General features: G+C 59.1%; 13 protein-coding genes. 5 read left to right on the forward strand and 8 right to left on the reverse strand.

The window, feature by feature from the left end:
- Positions 1-13 precede the first annotated feature (13 nt).
- From atpB to mioC, 7 genes are all read right to left on the reverse strand, one after another.
- Positions 14-796, reverse strand: a complete 783-nt coding sequence (gene atpB, locus ACW5XC_RS15870; protein ID WP_005339335.1) for a F0F1 ATP synthase subunit A — start codon at positions 794-796, stop codon at positions 14-16.
- Positions 797-804: 8 nt separating this feature from the next.
- Positions 805-1,215: an ATP synthase subunit I gene (locus ACW5XC_RS15875; protein WP_042054339.1), complete on the reverse strand. Its 411-nt coding sequence runs from the start codon at positions 1,213-1,215 to the stop codon at positions 805-807.
- Between the two features lie 190 nt (positions 1,216-1,405).
- Positions 1,406-2,314, reverse strand: coding sequence for a ParB/RepB/Spo0J family partition protein (locus ACW5XC_RS15880; RefSeq protein ID WP_042054341.1), 909 nt, complete (start codon positions 2,312-2,314; stop codon positions 1,406-1,408).
- Entirely contained in the window at positions 2,311-3,114 is an 804-nt protein-coding gene (locus ACW5XC_RS15885; protein WP_005357226.1) for a ParA family protein, read from the reverse strand. The genes ACW5XC_RS15880 and ACW5XC_RS15885 overlap by 4 nt, the downstream gene beginning before the upstream one ends.
- A gap of 26 nt (positions 3,115-3,140) precedes the next feature.
- On the reverse strand, positions 3,141-3,767 hold the full coding sequence (gene rsmG / locus ACW5XC_RS15890) for a 16S rRNA (guanine(527)-N(7))-methyltransferase RsmG (protein ID WP_041202839.1): 627 nt from the start codon (positions 3,765-3,767) through the stop codon (positions 3,141-3,143).
- A 21-nt stretch (positions 3,768-3,788) separates the two neighbouring features.
- Positions 3,789-5,678, reverse strand: a complete 1,890-nt coding sequence (gene mnmG / locus ACW5XC_RS15895) for a tRNA uridine-5-carboxymethylaminomethyl(34) synthesis enzyme MnmG (RefSeq protein ID WP_005339326.1) — start codon at positions 5,676-5,678, stop codon at positions 3,789-3,791.
- Positions 5,679-6,186: 508 nt separating this feature from the next.
- Entirely contained in the window at positions 6,187-6,636 is a 450-nt protein-coding gene (gene mioC, locus ACW5XC_RS15900) for an FMN-binding protein MioC (RefSeq protein ID WP_033138545.1), read from the reverse strand.
- 396 nt (positions 6,637-7,032) lie between these two features.
- On the opposite strand from mioC, the gene ACW5XC_RS15905 reads away from it, so the two are divergent.
- From ACW5XC_RS15905 to fhuB, 5 genes are all read left to right on the forward strand, one after another.
- Complete coding sequence (locus tag ACW5XC_RS15905) at positions 7,033-9,156, forward strand: TonB-dependent siderophore receptor (RefSeq protein WP_042054343.1); 2,124 nt, start codon at positions 7,033-7,035, stop codon at positions 9,154-9,156.
- A gap of 79 nt (positions 9,157-9,235) precedes the next feature.
- The gene (locus tag ACW5XC_RS15910) at positions 9,236-10,882 is read left to right on the forward strand and encodes a multidrug ABC transporter permease/ATP-binding protein (RefSeq protein ID WP_042054344.1); all 1,647 of its coding nucleotides are present in this window, start codon (positions 9,236-9,238) and stop codon (positions 10,880-10,882) included.
- A gap of 46 nt (positions 10,883-10,928) precedes the next feature.
- Complete coding sequence (locus tag ACW5XC_RS15915; RefSeq protein WP_021230438.1) at positions 10,929-11,693, forward strand: ATP-binding cassette domain-containing protein; 765 nt, start codon at positions 10,929-10,931, stop codon at positions 11,691-11,693.
- Positions 11,694-11,727: 34 nt separating this feature from the next.
- Positions 11,728-12,612, forward strand: a complete 885-nt coding sequence (locus tag ACW5XC_RS15920; RefSeq protein ID WP_042054346.1) for an ABC transporter substrate-binding protein — start codon at positions 11,728-11,730, stop codon at positions 12,610-12,612.
- Positions 12,609-14,591, forward strand: a complete 1,983-nt coding sequence (gene fhuB / locus ACW5XC_RS15925) for a Fe(3+)-hydroxamate ABC transporter permease FhuB (protein ID WP_042054348.1) — start codon at positions 12,609-12,611, stop codon at positions 14,589-14,591. The genes ACW5XC_RS15920 and fhuB overlap by 4 nt, the downstream gene beginning before the upstream one ends.
- 71 nt (positions 14,592-14,662) lie before the next feature.
- Here the strand turns inward: fhuB and mnmE are convergent, their stop codons facing one another.
- The gene (gene mnmE, locus ACW5XC_RS15930) at positions 14,663-16,024 is read right to left on the reverse strand and encodes a tRNA uridine-5-carboxymethylaminomethyl(34) synthesis GTPase MnmE (protein WP_042054350.1); all 1,362 of its coding nucleotides are present in this window, start codon (positions 16,022-16,024) and stop codon (positions 14,663-14,665) included.
- Between the last annotated feature and the right edge of the window lie 79 nt (positions 16,025-16,103).

Genomic DNA, 16,103 nt, shown 5'->3' on the forward strand with positions numbered 1-16,103 from the left:
TATTTGAGTTGCATCAACCATGGTCTTCCTGCGCCATCGACAGATAGACGATGGTCAGAACCATGAAAATGAATGCCTGCAAAGTGATGATCAGGATGTGGAAAATTGCCCAAGGCACGGACAGGATCCACTGTGACCACCAGGGTAACAAACCCGCAATCAGGATAAAGATCAGTTCGCCAGCATACATGTTGCCGAACAGTCGAAGACCCAGAGAAACAGGTTTGGAAATCAGCGTAACAGTTTCCAGGATGAGGTTAACCGGGATGGCCGCCGGGTGGTTGAAAGGCTGAAGCGTCAGCTCCTTCACAAACCCGCCGATACCCTTGACCTTGATGCTGTAGTACAGGATCAAGAAGAACACGCCCAAAGCCATGGACATGGTGATGTTAACGTCAGCAGAGGGAACCACACGCAGATAGGGAATACCCATCAATTGTGCAGCGTGAGGGATAAAGTCAACAGGGATCAGATCCATGAAGTTCATCAGGAAGATCCACACAAACACGGTCAGCCCCAAAGGTGCGATGACCTTGTTGCGACCGTGAAAGATGTCTTTGACGTTACCATTCACAAACTCGACCAGCATCTCCACAAAGCACTGCAGCTTACCCGGCACCCCGCTGGTAGCGTTAACGGCTACTTTGCGGAACAGCAGGATAAACAGGGCGCCTAGCACGACGGAAAATACCATTGAGTCGATATTGACCGTCCAGAACCCAGACCCGACTTGAAGGTGGGTCAGGTGGTGGGAGATATATCCCTGAGGAGTCAGGACTTCTCCGGTTGCAGACATGAGTTTTCCTAATAGTGGTTGTTAAGAGTGAATGAAACCATCCACTGTACAACGAGGGCGAGGATATAAGTGGCGAAAAACGAGACGGTAACGACCTCGACTCCCGCACCAAACATCAGGGCGAATAGACCTGTTGTAGAAATGAGCTTAATCCCTGCCCCACCATAAAAGTCCCGCAAAACCAGGCCCACACTCTCGGTTGTCACCTTGCGGCGCAGCACCCAGACAGTAAACAAGGCTTGAGGAACCCAGTACATCCCCCCTCCGTAGAGGGCGGAATAACCGGCGCTGGCACCAGTCAGGTAAAACCAGACGGCACTCATCGCCACGATCAGGATGAGCTGACAAACGAGCATAACCAAGGCCAGTGTCAAACCTTCCAAGGCTATTTTCTGCTTCACCAACCTACCCCTGAACATTACAGAACTGTAAAAAATCGGGATCCGAAGACCCCATGTTAACAGCTCTTAAAGCCGGTCAAATTATACCCTTGAGGGCAGCTATTGCAATATGACAAAAATCCTTAATTTTTGCGGCTTTCCGCGGCAAATCAGGGTTATGGTCATATCAAAAGGAATGGATGTTTTATTACTACAAAAAGCGTAAAAATCACGATTCCGACACGCCAAAATAGCCCAATATACGGTCCAAATCGGACAAATTCTCGTAACTTATTACTAACTTCCCGCTATCCCGCTTGCCAGGCTGAAGTTGCACCTGATTGCCAATTTTTTCTGCCAGTTGGCGCTCCAGGTAGCCGATCTGCGGATCACGGGCCGGTTCGACCCTGGCTTTTGCCGGTTCGAGCGCTTTTTGCACCAGCTTCTCGGTATCGCGCACGGTCAGCCCTTTCTGGGCAACCAGCTTGGCCAGTTCGGACTGGGCCTGGCCGCTCAGAGCCAGCAGGGCACGGGCATGGCCCATGTCGAGGTCGCCATGCTCGACGAAACGCTTCACGTCGTCGTTGAGCTGGTTGAGACGCAACAGGTTGGTCACCGTGGTGCGGGACTTGCCCACCGCCTCGGCCACCTGCTGGTGGGTGAGTTCAAATTCGGTCAGCAGTCTTTGTAGAGCGACCGCCTCTTCGATGGCATTGAGGTCTTCCCGCTGAATATTCTCAATCAGCGCGATGGCGACGGCAGCCTCGTCGGGTACATCCTTGACGATGCAGGGCACCACCTCAAGCCGCGCCAGCTGGGACGCGCGCCAGCGCCGCTCACCGGCAATGATTTCGAAGGATTGTTCGCTGAGAGGGCGTACCACGATGGGCTGGATCACCCCCTGAGCGCGGATGGAGTTGGCAAGCTCTTCCAGTGCATCCTGGGACATGTCCTTGCGGGGCTGGTACTTGCCGGACTGTAACCACTCCACCGGCAGCTTGCGCAGCTCGCCCTGATTGGTGGGGGCCATGGCCTCTTCAGTACGTTGATCGCTCATCACCTGTTTCTGGCGGGCAGCCGTGCTGGTACTGAGCAGGGCATCCAGCCCCTTGCCCAGTCCACGTTTTTTCGGAGTCATATGCTCTCTCGGTCTGCGATGGTCGCCTGACGTTCCTGCTCCTGGCGGCGCAGGATCTCGCCAGCCAGTGCCAGGTAGGCCTTGGCGCCCACCGATGATTTGTCATAGTGCATGGCCGGGGCACCGAAACTCGGGGCCTCAGCCAGTCTAACGTTGCGGGGAATGATGGTGCGGTAGACTTTGTCGCCAAAGTGCTGTTTTAGCTGATCGGACACATCATTGGCCAGCCGGTTGCGGTGATCGAACATGGTGCGCAGCACCCCTTCGATCTTGAGCTCCGGATTGACCACGGCGGCCAGCTTGCTGATGGTGTCGACCAGGGCGGTGAGCCCCTCCAGCGCGTAATATTCGCACTGCATGGGCACCAGCACGGAGTCGGCGGCGGCCATGGCGTTCACGGTCAGCATGTTGAGAGAGGGCGGGCAGTCGATGAAGACGTAGTCGTATTTGTCCCGCACCGAAGCCAGCGCATTGCGCAGGCGGATTTCGCGGGCGAAAAATTCCATCAGACGGATTTCGGCCGCGGTCACGTCGGCGTTGGCGGCGATCAGGTGATAGCCCCCAGTGGTTTCGGGGATGATCACTTCGCTGATGGGGGCATCCTCGATCAGCAGCTCATAGGCGGTGCGCTCGACGTCATACTTGTCGACACCGCTGCCCATGGTGGCATTGCCCTGCGGATCCAGATCGATCACCAGCACCTTGCGCCGGGTGGCAGCCATGGAGGCGGCCAGATTCACACAGGTGGTGGTTTTACCCACTCCACCCTTCTGGTTGGCTATGGCGATGACTTTTCCCACACGATCCCCTAAATGAAACTGCGACCCTATTCGGGCTGGATATGTTTGAATTCCAGCAGATGACGTTCGCCTTCCAGCTCCGGCACCCGCAACTCATGACAGGCTACCAGACGGATATTGGCAGGCAACTGGGCCAGCTCCTGCTCGGGATATTGTCCCTTGAGCGCCAGGAAGCAGCCCTGTTCTGACGGCAGGTGGTGACACCAGCTCAGCATGTCCTCCAGCGAGGCAAATGCCCGACTCAGTACACCATCAAATCCCACCTCGGGTTGATACTCTTCAACCCGGGATTTGACAGGCGTCACATTGGTCAGACCCAGCTCCTGGATCACCTGACGGATGAAGTTGATCCGCTTGCCCAGACTGTCGAGCAGGACGAACTGCTTGTCCGGATTGATGATCGCCAGCGGCAATCCCGGCAGGCCGGGACCTGTCCCCACGTCGATGAAGCGCTCACCATGCAAGTGGGGGCTTACCACCAGGCTATCGAGGATATGCTTGACCAGCATGGCGTCCGGATCTCGCACCGAGGTGAGATTGTAAGCCTTGTTCCACTTGTGCAGCAACTCGACCAACTGCACCAGTTGGCTCTTTTGGGTATCGGTGATAACAATTCCGGCCTGCATGAGCAGGCCGTTCAATCTTTCCAGCATATTTTCCAACGGTAAGAATCCTCAGGCGGTTTTACGCAGCAGGCCGTGTTTTTTCAGGTGAACCAGCAGGATGGAGATGGCCGCCGGGGTGATGCCGGAGATGCGGGAAGCCTGACCAATGGTCTGCGGTTTGGCATCGTTCAGCTTGGCTTTCACCTCGTTGGAGAGGCCGTTCACCTCGCGATAGTCCAGATCCAGCGGCAGCAGAGTGTTTTCGTTGCGCAGCTGCTTTTCCACTTCATCGTGCTGACGTTCGATGTAACCGGCATATTTGATCTGGATCTCAACCTGTTCGGCCGCGGCAGGATCGGTCACGGAAGGACCGACACCTTCGATGGCCATCAGCGCATCATAGGTCACCTCGGGACGACGCAACAGCTCTTCCAGACTCTGTTCGCGGGTCAGCGGGGTGTTGACCAGGGCGTTGACCGCTTCCAGTGACGGATGTTGCGGGTGGATCCAGGTTGAACGCATGCGCTGACGCTCCAGCTCGACCTGTTCCATCTTGGCGTTGAATTTGCTCCAGCGATCGTCATCCACCAGACCCAGTTCGCGACCGATGGCAGTCAGGCGGATATCGGCGTTGTCTTCACGCAGCAGCAGGCGATATTCGGCGCGGCTGGTGAACATGCGGTAAGGCTCGCGGGTCCCCAGGGTGGAGAGATCATCCATCATCACGCCCATGTAGGCCTGATCCCGACGCGGGTTCCAGGGATCCTTGTCCTGGGCACGCAAGGCCGCGTTCAAACCGGCCATCAGGCCTTGTGCCGCTGCCTCTTCGTAACCGGTCGTGCCGTTGATCTGGCCGGCGAAGAACAGGTTTGGAATACACTTGCTCTCCATGTTGGCCTTGAGATCCCGCGGATCGAAGAAATCATATTCGATGGCATAGCCGGGGCGGGTGATGTGGGCGTTCTCGAAGCCGCGCACAGAACGGACGATCTGCACCTGCACGTCAAACGGCAGGCTGGTGGATATCCCGTTCGGATAGAGTTCGTGGGTGGTCAGGCCTTCCGGTTCGACGAAGATCTGGTGCGCAGTCTTGTCGGCGAAACGGGTGATCTTGTCTTCGATCGACGGGCAGTAGCGTGGGCCGATCCCCTCGATCACCCCGGCGTACATGGGGCTGCGATCCAGGTTATTGCGGATCACCTCGTGGGTACGCTCGTTGGTGTGGGTGACGTAGCAGGGCACCTGACGGGGATGCTGACTGGCATTGCCGATAAACGAGAAGACCGGACGCGGATCGTCGCCGTGCTGTTCCTGCATGACGGAGAAATCGACGCTGCGGGCATCGATGCGCGGCGGCGTGCCGGTCTTGAGGCGATCGATGCGCAGCGGCAGTTCACGCAGGCGTTGGGCCAGGGCGATCGAGGGAGGATCCCCGGCACGGCCGCCCTTGTAGTTTTCCATCCCGATGTGGATCAACCCGTTCAGGAAGGTACCAACCGTCAGCACCACTGTCTTGCCGCTGATGCGGATCCCGCTCTGGGTGACCACACCGGCAACACGATCCCCGTCCATGATCAGATCGTCACAAGCCTGCTGGAAGATCTTCAGGTTCGGGTAGTTCTCCAGCATCTGGCGAACGACAGCCTTGTAGAGCAGACGATCCGCCTGGGCACGAGTGGCTCGCACTGCCGGGCCCTTGGAGGAGTTGAGGGTGCGGAACTGGATCCCGCCAAGATCGATGGCACGCGCCATGATCCCGCCGAGTGCGTCAACTTCCCTGACCAGGTGTCCCTTGCCGATCCCGCCGATCGCCGGATTACAGGACATGTGTCCTAGCGTATCGATATTGTGGGTCAGTAACAGGGTGTTCATGCCCATACGGGCTGCCGCTGTTGCCGCTTCGGTTCCGGCATGACCGCCACCGACGACGATCACATCAAATTGTTCATGGTATTGCATTGGGATCACCTTGATCTGCACGCCTGAAGATCTTTATTTGCCTGGGCTAAAGGGCGGAACATTCTATCTGTTTCGCGTCCTGAGGGGAACGTCTACTTAACGTTCAGTATGAAGGGAGGATCCACTAATTAGATCTTAAGGATCTTTAGATCGATCTTTTACTGGATCTCTTATTAGGATCCGCCCTTTCTGTTGATAAGCACTTTTTGATCATAAAGATCATTAATTTAAGGACGATCCTAGCTTGTGGAAAAGCTTGGATCCTGGCCCGGTGAACGAGGGGATAACCAGGACTTTTATACACAGAGGTCTGTCGGTCTGGATCTAATACATGGATAACTATAGGTTTTGCAGAGCTTTACACCGTAGTTATGCACATTACCCCTGGGCGTTGTGGGTAACCTTGTAGAACAACTCCCCCGGATCAATCTGTTAATAACATGGTGGATAGTCGATCTGGGGATAAGTGGGGAGATCAAGCTTTTTTTCAGGATCTCCCGCACGCTGATCAGGCGATCATCGTCATCCAGTCGCGGATCCACACTTCTGCGGCATCTTCGGGGATCTCGTGTTGGGTCACATCGATGTCGAGTCGCTCGCCAATCCGGCTGGCTCCGCACTCGGCCAGCAGCCGATCCAGCGTCTTGCCACCCTGGCAAAAGGTGTCATAACTGCTGTCACCAAGGGCGATCACGCCATATTTCAATGAATTAAGATCCGGATGCTGCTCGGCAAGATCCTTGGCGAAGGGTTGCAGGTTGTCGGGCACATCCCCGGCACCATGGGTGGAAGTGACCACCAGCAGGATGGATCCCGCATCATCCAGCACCTCTGCCAGCTTGGCCGGGTTGTGGATCCGGGTCTGGTGGCCAGCCTGTTCCAGCAGGTTGGCGACGTGGTCTGCGACATATTCGGCGGCGCCCAGCATGGAGCCGACGACGAGATTGAGTTTGGCCATGGAATGGATCCTGATTTCAGACAAAGAAACGGAAAGCCGGATTCTACCGCCAAAGGGTGTGGATAAATATGGATAAAGCTTGGGGATAATGGATCCAGTCAGATAATGCCACCGGATCCATCCTGCCGATCTTTTTTCTGCTTCTTTATATTCCTCTCCATTTTCTTCTCCGCTAATAGCTCTCCTGATGACGCCCATCCCCCGCGAAATCCTGCCAACGATGCAGCTAGATAACAATGTAGATGCAAATGATTAGCAATTATTGAATCGATTCGATCACGGCTCCTGTAGTAGGATTGCGCTGCTTTATTCGCCCATGGAACAGGGTGATGTCGTGACAAACGACCACAAATAACAATTAAAACAACATAACTCATTGATAAACGAGACTTTAATATGATTGCGCAAAAATACACTACAGGACCCGGCAAGAAGGGCGCCTTCGGCGTGCTTTCGCTCTCCGGTTTGCTCGTATCCCTGCCGCTGATGGCCGAACAAACCACTGCTGAGCTGCCCAAAGCCAGCGAAACCATGGTGGTGACCGGTACGGCCATGAAGGTGGAAGTACCGATGGCCGAGACCCCTCGCGCCGTTTCCGTGGTTAATCGCGAGGAGCTGGATCAGCACGCCGTGTTGCAGCTGGATGAGGCGCTTCGCTACCGTTCCGGCGTGTTGACCGGCCTCTATGGTTCCGACAACAACACCGACTGGTTCAAGGTGCGTGGCTTCGATGCTGCTTCCTATCTCGATGGAAGCATCCTGTTTGGCTCTGGTTACTATCTTTGGACGCCGGAACCGTTCGGCCTGGATAGTCTGGAAGTGCTGAAGGGGCCCGCTTCAATGCTCTATGGCGTAGCGCCTCCGGGCGGGGTGATCAATGCCATTAGCAAGCGACCGACCACCACGCCGCAAGGGCTGGTGGATCTGCAGCTTGGCAGCCGGGATCATCGTCAGGTCGGGGTGGATGTCTCTGACGCGCTCTCCGACAGCAGCCGCTACCGCATGGTTGCTCTCTATAAAGAGCGTGATGGGGTGCTCACCGGCACCTACAACGATCGGGTTTATCTGGCGCCGAGCGTCACCTTCGATCTTTCGGATCGTACCAGCCTGACCCTGCTGGCCAGTTTCCTGCACGACGAAGGGGTCCCGACCAACGGCTTCTTCCCGGTCTATGGCACCCTGAATACGTCAGGTGGCCAGATTGATCCCTCCACCAACCTGAGCCAACCGGATTACGATCGCAACCGCAACACCCAGATTTCCACCGGTTATGAGTTGGCCCACCAACTCAACCAGAGCTGGGAGTTCAAGCAGAAGGTTCGGTTCAACTATAACGATCTGCTGCTGCGCCAGACCTATATCTATCCTTGGGCTGCCTGGCCCGCGACACCCGATGAAAATATGCCGGTTCGTGGCCGTGGCATGATCTATCGGGATGGCAATACCAAGAGTGCCACTATGGATAATCAGATGGTGGGCTACTGGAACACAGACAGCACCGAGCAGACCCTGCTGCTTGGGGTGGATCTGCAGCGTCATGTCAACAAGGGGATGGAAGCGGATTCATGGATGGGAACCATAGATACCCAGAATCCGGATTACAGCGGCTTCCCTGGATTTGATGAGTCAACGGCCACTTACCAAAAAACAACCATGGCTCAAGAGGGGATCTATGCCCAGCATCAGATCCGTTGGGACGATCGCTGGTTGCTGACAGGAGGTGGTCGCTTTGACTATGTCGAGACCCATAACATCAGCAAAACATATGATAGAGATGAAAAGCAGTACGATCATGCGCTATCCCTTTCCGGCAGCTTGATGTATCTGGCCGACAACGGCATCTCGCCATATCTTGTTTATTCTGAGTCGTTCTTGATGTTGCCCGGGATCGATCCGAATACCAAAACTTCATATAAATCCCGTGAGGGAAAATTGTATGAAGCAGGCGTCAAATATGCGCCTGCCTTCCTCGACGGTTACATCAATCTGGCGCTGTTCGATTTGGCCCAGACCAACTCGCTGGTCTCTACCGGTTCCGGCCAGCAGACCCAGGCGGGTGAAGTGACCTCTCAGGGGGTTGAGCTGGAAGGGAGCGTGCAGGTGACCGATGCACTGCGTCTGACCGCTGCTTATACCTACACCGATGCCAAAACTAACGACACCGGCAGTGGCGATCGCCGTGCCAGCCTGATCCCGCGCCACCAGGCCTCCTTCTGGGGTAACTACAAGGTGCAGCAAGGGGTGGCTTCGGGTCTGGAGCTGGGGACCGGTGTGCGTTATATCGGTTCCAGCGTGGGTATTGGCGCCGTGAATGCGGATTATACCCCCATCTACGGCTCTGCCGAGGTGCCGGCCCATACCGTCTGGGATGCGATGATCGGGTATGACTTTGCCAAGAACTGGCGTGCCCAGCTCAACGTCAACAACCTGCTGGGTGAAACCTACGTGGCCAGTTGTGACTACTACTGCTACTACGGCGAGCCGCGCAGCGTAGTGGGCAGCATCAACTACCGCTGGTAATCGAAGTCGGGTGGGAACCGGGTTCCCGCCCTTCTTTTCACCCGCAGTTGTTCTGATCTCTCTGGAATACCGGTCCGTTATGGAACTCTTGTCTCTGGTTTATCGCCAATATCGTTGGCCCTTTATCGCCATTACCCTGCTCAGTCTGCTCAGTGCCGTCAGCGGGATTGGCGTCATTGCTTTTATCAATCAGTCTCTTATCGAATCTATAGGTGATCCGCTGCCGATCCTCGGTCAGCTGGTCGGCCTCATTGTGCTGCTGCTGGTGATCACACTCGGATCTCAGCTGGCCCTGACCACTCTCGGTCACCATTTTGTCTACCGGTTGCGTGGACGCCTTCTCAAGCAGTTGCTGGATACCGATGTCGCCCGCATCCGCCAGATTGGTCAGGGGCCGCTGATGGCCTCCCTCTCCAGCGATATCGGCCAAATCACCATCGCCTTCGTGCGCCTGCCGGAGCTGGTGCAGGGGCTGGTGCTCACGCTGGGTTCTGCCCTTTACCTTGGCTGGCTCTCTCCTGCATTGCTCGGGGTTACTGCGCTCTGGGTCACCGTCACTATGGTGGTGGGCTGGTTGCTGGTGAACTGTGTTTATCGCCATCTCTCCCACATGCGTCAGGCCGAAGATCGGCTCTATCAGAACTATCAGGCCATCATTGCGGGCAGCAAGGAGCTGGCGCTCAACCGCGAGCGGGCTCACTTCGTTTACCACCAGCTCTATGAGCAGAATGCCCGTGACTACCGCCAGCAGATCATCCGCGCCGACACCTATCACCTGAGCGCGGTGAACTGGTCGAATATCATGATGCTGGGGGCCATCGGTCTGGTCTTCTTTCTGGCCAACGGCCTTGGCTGGGCCAACACCAATGTAGCCGCCACCTTCGCCCTGACCCTGCTGTTCCTGCGCACCCCGCTGTTGCAGGGGATTGGCGCCCTGCCGACCCTGCTTGCCGCTCAGGTGGCGTTCGACAAGATCGCCGCCCTCAATCTGGCCGAGCCGGATGCGGACTTCCCGCTGCCGCCCGCCATCCGTCCCTGGCAGCGTATCGAGTTGGAGCAGGTGAGTTTTCACTATCAGGGGGAGGGCGGTTTTGCCGTTGGCCCCATCGATCTGGTCATCGAAAAGGGGGAGCAGATCTTCATCATCGGTGGCAATGGCTCCGGCAAGTCGACCCTGGCCATGCTGTTGACCGGCCTTTACCAGCCGGTATCGGGCCGGATCCTGCTGGATGGTGAGCCGGTCACAGATCGCAATGGCTATCTGGCGCTCTTCTCCGCCATCTTTACCGACTATCACCTGTTCCAGCACCTGCTGGGGCCGGAACCCAAGGATGAGCTGGTGGCCGAGTGGCTGGAGCGGTTGCAGATGGGCAGCAAGCTCACCATCGAGGATGGCTTTATAGCCGATATCGATCTCTCCCAAGGGCAGCGCAAGCGGGTCGCCCTGCTGCTGGCGCTGGCCGAGCAGCGCGAGGTGATGCTGTTTGACGAGTGGGCTGCGGATCAGGATCCCCAGTTCCGCCGCATCTTCTATCAGGTGCTGTTGCCGCGCCTCAAGGAGATGGGCAAGACGGTGATTGCCATCAGCCACGACGATCACTACTTCCCGCTGGCCGATCGCCTGCTGGAGATGCGCCAGGGCCAGCTCACTGAGCTGACCGGGGCGCGCCGCGCCGAAGTGAGCCGCGATGCGATCGCCCATCTGGATTGCGAGGTGCCAGCTTGATGCCGGCACCGATGAGACTGGCGGCAAGCCTGCACAGGAATTGCTTATGTTCGAGATGAAATCAGCCAGCTTCACGGTCAATGACCGCACGCTGCTGCACCCCACAGACCTGCGTTTCGAGCAGGGACAGGTCTATGGCCTCATCGGCCACAATGGGTCGGGTAAATCGACCCTGCTCAAGCTGCTGGCACGCCAGCAACCTCTCAGCGACGGCGAGATCCTGTTTGATGGCAAGCCGCTGCCCGACTGGGGCAATCGGGAGTTTGCCCGTCAGGTGGCCTATCTGCCCCAGCATCTGCCGAGCGCCGAGAATCTGCTCGGGCGGGAGCTGGTGGAGATGGGCCGCTACCCCTGGCGTGGCCTGCTGGGCCGGATGGGGGCGGAGGATCACCGTCAGGTCGATCGGGCCATCGCCCTTACCCATACCGAACGCTTTGCCGATCGGCTGGTGGATACCCTCTCCGGCGGTGAGCGGGGGCGGGTCTGGCTGGCGATGCTACTGGCCCAGGAGAGCCGCTTTATCCTGCTAGACGAGCCGCTGGCCGCGCTGGACGTGGCCCATCAGGTGGAGGTGCTGACGCTCGTCAAGCAGTTGAGCCGTCAGCTCAACCTTGGGGTCATCATCGTCATTCATGACATCAATATGGCCTCCCGCTTCTGTGATCGGCTGGTGGCGCTCCACTCCGGCCGCCTGCTTACCCACGGCGAACCTGAGGGGATCATGACCAGCGAGACCCTGCACGCTATCTATGGCATCCCGATGGAGGTCATTCGCCACCCGGCCCATGCTCATCCCATCGCCATCGTCTGACCGGGGGGCTCTCTTGAACCGTTTATTGAAGAAGATGGCACCCTGCCTTATTAGCCTGCTGCTGCCACTTGCGGCGCAGGCCGATACATCCCCGATATCTTCTGCGCCGCTACCCCGTATCGCCACCGTCGACTGGACCATTGCCGAAACCCTGCTGGCACTCGGGGTGACACCGCTGGCGGTGGGGGATGCTGGTCCCTATCAGGCCTGGGTCGGCGAGCCACGGCTGCCCGCCGGAGTGGTAGATATCGGCCTGCGCACCCAGCCCAACCGTGAGCTGCTGGCGGAACTCAAACCCGAGCGCATCCTCATCTCGCCGCTGGCGGCCCCGCTGGCGCCAACTCTTTCCCGCATCGCGCCGGTGAGCACCATCGCCCTCTATGATGGGCAAACCGATCTGTGGCAGAGACTGCACGAGGTGACCCTGACTCTCGCCCGTATGGTGGGCAAAACCGCCGAGGGCGAACGGCTGCTGGCCGGGCTGGATCGGGATCTCGCCAGCATGCAGGCCGGATTGCCTGCGGATCTGCCGCCCCTGCTGGTGGTGCAGTTTATCGATGAGCGTCATGTGCGGGTGTTTGGTCGCCACAGCCTGTTCGATGCGGTGATGACGCGGCTCGGGCTGCGTAATGGCTGGCAGGAGCAGACCAATGACTGGGGTTTCTCGGTGGTCAGCATCGAGCAGTTTATGACCTTGCCAACCGCGCGGTTGGTGGTGGTCGATCCCATCCCGGTAGGGGTGAGCGAACGGCTGCAGGAGCCTGGGCTGTGGCAGCATCTGCCGCTGGTACGCCAAGCCCCCGTGTTGCATCTGCCTGCGGTCTGGAGTTTTGGTGGCGTATTGGCCGCCCGCCGTTTCGCCGGTCTGCTCAGCGATGCATTGTTGCAAGATGCCGAGCGTATGGAGGCTGGCCGATGAAGCGACTGCTCACATCGCCGCTGCTGCGGCCGGTCTCGATCCTGCTGGGATTGACCCTCTTGCTCGCGTATTGGGAGCTGGCTCGCCAGCTGCCCGCTGCGCTCTGGTGGCAGAGCCTCTTTGCCCCCAATCTGGCTGATGTCAGCCAAGCGGTGGTGCATTTCAGCTGTCTGCCCCGCTTGGCGGTCACCCTGCTGGCCGGGGCGGCGCTCGGGCTGGCGGGTACCCTGATGCAGCAGGTGCTGCGCAACCCGCTCGCATCACCGACCACCTTGGGGGTAGCCTCCGGCGCCCAACTGGCGTTGATGATGGTGACCCTGTTTGCCCCTTCCTGGCTGTTGCTGGGGCGGGAGTGGATCGCCATGGCCGGTGGCAGCCTTGCGATGGGACTGGTGTTTGCCCTGGCCTGGCGTCGCCAGCTCAATCCGGTGGTCATCGTCTTTGCCGGACTGGTGATCAACCTCTATCTGGCGGCCATCAGCATGGGGCTCTTGCTGTTCTTTCAGGAGGAGCTGAAAGGCTTGCTGGTGTGGGGCAGTGGCTCGCTAGTGCAGAACAGCTGGAGCGGGGTGAGTTACCTGTTGCCCCGCCTGCTGGCAGCCGCTTTGCTGGCCGCAGTACTGGTGCGCCCGCTGGCGGTGCTGGAGCTGGATGATGCCAGCGCCCGCAGTCTGGGGGTCTCCCTGCAGCATCTGCGTTTTGCCGGACTGGGGCTGGCGGTGTTTGTCACCGCTTGCGTGGTGAGCGTGGTGGGGCTGATCGGCTTTATCGGGCTGGCCGCACCCGCTATGGTGCGGCTGCTCGGGATCCGCCAGCTCGGCCAGCGGTTGTTGTGGGCTCCCATACTGGGTGCCTTGCTGCTGGCGGCGACCGATCTGCTGCTGCAGAGCCTGAGCCGCTTCTGGCCGGTATTGATCCCCACCGGCGCCATGACAGCCCTGCTGGGGGCGCCGCTGCTGCTCTGGTTGATCCCGCGCCTTGGCATCAAGTCGGGTACGCCGAAGGCAAACGCTGGCCTGCTGGTGGCCCGCCATCCGGCACCGGCTCGCCTTATCGGCCTGTTGCTGGTCGGGCTGTTACTGGCCATGGTCGCCTCCCTGCTGGTTGGACAGGGAATGACGGGCTGGAGCTGGCCGAGCTGGCTCCGCTGGCAGGCTCAACTGGAGTGGCGGTTGCCGCGCACTCTGGCGGCGGGGGCGGCTGGTGTGCTGCTGGCACTGGCGGGCACCCTGTTGCAGCGGGTCAGCAACAATCCTATGGCGAGCCCGGAGCTGCTGGGGGTGAGCGGCGGCACCTTTATGGGGGTGATAGCTACGGCGCTGTTGCTGCCTGCATTGCCCCTGCCGCTGATGCTGGTCGGTGGCCTGCTCGGGGCCTTCGCTTGTCTCTTGCTGCTGGTGCTGGTCAATCGCAAGCACGGCTTCCAGCCGGAGCGGATCCTGCTTTCAGGTATCGCCATCACAGCGTTGTTTGAGCCGCTGCAGGCCATCGCGCTGGCCAACGGCGACATGCGGGTGCAGCAACTGCTCTCCTGGATGTCCGGCTCCACCTACTACGTCACCCTGCCGGTGGCCTATGGGCTGGTGGGGCTGGCGCTGTTGATGCTGGCCGCCTGCCTGCTGGTGAGCCGCTGGCTCGATCTGCTACCGATGGGGGCGGCGGTAGCCACTGCTCTCGGTATTCGCCTCAACCGTGCCCAGCTCGCCATCCTGCTGCTGGTGGCCGTGCTCACTGCCAGCGCTACCCTGGTGGTGGGGCCGCTCTCCTTCGTCGGCCTGTTGGCGCCACATATGGCCAAGCTGATGGGGTTGGTGCGGGCACGCTGGCACCTGCTTGGGGCCGCCGCTTCCGGCGCCCTGTTGATGGTATCGGCTGACTGGGTCGGTCAGCAGATCCTCTTCCCGCAGGAGGTGCCGGTCGGGCTGGTATCCACCTTGTTAGGGGGCGCTTACTTCATGTGGTGCCTGCGTCGCCTCTAGGTTTGTGGACAAAAAACGCACAATAAAAAGCCCGGGATGAACCCGGGCTTTTTATTGTCTGTCGTGAGGCGTTACTTGCCGATGCAGAAGCTGGAGAAGATGCGGCCCAGCAGATCGTCGGAGCTGAATTCGCCGGTGATCTCGGAGAGGGACTCTTGCGCCAGGCGCAACTCTTCGGCCACCAGCTCGCCGGCCACGAACACTTCCAGCTGCTCTTTGGCCACCAGCAGCCGCTCGGCAGCACGCTCCAGCGCATCCAGATGGCGGCGACGGGCCATAAAGCCCCCTTCGGTGTTGCCCTGGAAGCCCATGCAGGCTTTCAGGTGCTCGCGCAGGGCAGGCAGTCCCAGCTCGGTCTTGGCGGAGATGCGGTAGACGGCGTGGCCCAGCTCCTGACTCGGAGCCAGATCCTCGCCTGTCAGGTCGGCCTTGTTGCGAATGACGGTGAGACCGATGTTTTTTGGCAACCGATCAACAAATTCCGGCCAGATCTCCCGCGGGTCAACCGCGTCTGTGGTTGTGCCATCCACCATAAACAGCACCCGGTCGGCCTGTTCGATCTCGGCCCAGGCGCGTTCGATACCGATCTGCTCCACCTTGTCCTGGGTGTCGCGCAGACCGGCAGTGTCGATGATGTGCAGCGGCATGCCATCAAGATGGATGTGCTCGCGCAGCACGTCGCGGGTGGTACCGGCAATCTCGGTGACGATGGCCGACTCACGGCCTGCGAGGGCGTTGAGCAGGCTCGATTTGCCGGCGTTGGGACGACCGGCTATCACCACCTTCATCCCTTCCCGCAGCAGGGCGCCCTGTTTGGCTTCCCCGCGCACGTCGTCCAGTTCGGACATGATGGCGTAGAGGTCGCCCGCCACCTTGCCATCGGAGAGGAAGTCGATCTCCTCGTCCGGGAAGTCGATGGCCGCTTCCACATAGATGCGCAGCCGGATCAGGCTCTCCACCAGTTGCTGAATTTTGCTGGAGAACTGCCCCTGCAGGGAGTGCATGGCGCTGCGGGCGGCCTGCTCGCTGGATGCTTCGATCAGATCGGCGATGGCTTCGGCCTGGGCCAGATCCAGCTTGTCGTTGATGAAGGCGCGCTCGCTGAACTCGCCGGGGCGGGCAGGGCGGATGCCATCGATTTTCAGAATGCGGCGGATCAGCATGTCCATGATGACGGGGCCGCCGTGGCCCTGCAGCTCCAGCACATCCTCGCCGGTGAAGCTGTTGGGAGCTTTGAACAGCAGGGCGATGCCCTGATCCAGTACCTGGCCTTGCTCATCCTTGAACGGCAGATATTCGGCGTAGCGCACCCGCGGGAGCTTGCCGAGCACTATCCCGGCGACCTGTTCGGCGGCGGGGCCGGAGACCCGGACTATGCCGACGCCACCACGGCCTGGCGCGGTGGCCTGGGCCACGATCGTATCTGTTGTCATCTTGCTTGGCTCGTTTGTTCGCTGATAGGAAAACGTAGTGGGAGACATTGTAATAAAAAAGGCGGCCCGAAGGCCGCCT

Source organism: Aeromonas sp. 25-AL00135, from assembly GCF_054052385.1.

Excerpts from the sequence above, each read along its gene's own strand:
- atpB (WP_005339335.1), bottom strand. The coding sequence starts at position 796 with ATGTCTGCAACCGGAGAAGTCCTGACTCCTCAGGGATATATCTCCCAC.
- ACW5XC_RS15875 (WP_042054339.1), bottom strand. The coding sequence starts at position 1,215 with ATGTTCAGGGGTAGGTTGGTGAAGCAGAAAATAGCCTTGGAAGGTTTG.
- ACW5XC_RS15880 (WP_042054341.1), bottom strand. The coding sequence starts at position 2,314 with ATGACTCCGAAAAAACGTGGACTGGGCAAGGGGCTGGATGCCCTGCTC.
- rsmG (WP_041202839.1), bottom strand. The coding sequence starts at position 3,767 with ATGCTGGAAAGATTGAACGGCCTGCTCATGCAGGCCGGAATTGTTATC.
- mnmG (WP_005339326.1), bottom strand. The coding sequence starts at position 5,678 with ATGCAATACCATGAACAATTTGATGTGATCGTCGTCGGTGGCGGTCAT.
- mioC (WP_033138545.1), bottom strand. The coding sequence starts at position 6,636 with ATGGCCAAACTCAATCTCGTCGTCGGCTCCATGCTGGGCGCCGCCGAA.
- ACW5XC_RS15905 (WP_042054343.1), top strand. The coding sequence starts at position 7,033 with ATGATTGCGCAAAAATACACTACAGGACCCGGCAAGAAGGGCGCCTTC.
- ACW5XC_RS15910 (WP_042054344.1), top strand. The coding sequence starts at position 9,236 with ATGGAACTCTTGTCTCTGGTTTATCGCCAATATCGTTGGCCCTTTATC.
- ACW5XC_RS15915 (WP_021230438.1), top strand. The coding sequence starts at position 10,929 with ATGTTCGAGATGAAATCAGCCAGCTTCACGGTCAATGACCGCACGCTG.
- ACW5XC_RS15920 (WP_042054346.1), top strand. The coding sequence starts at position 11,728 with ATGGCACCCTGCCTTATTAGCCTGCTGCTGCCACTTGCGGCGCAGGCC.
- fhuB (WP_042054348.1), top strand. The coding sequence starts at position 12,609 with ATGAAGCGACTGCTCACATCGCCGCTGCTGCGGCCGGTCTCGATCCTG.
- mnmE (WP_042054350.1), bottom strand. The coding sequence starts at position 16,024 with ATGACAACAGATACGATCGTGGCCCAGGCCACCGCGCCAGGCCGTGGT.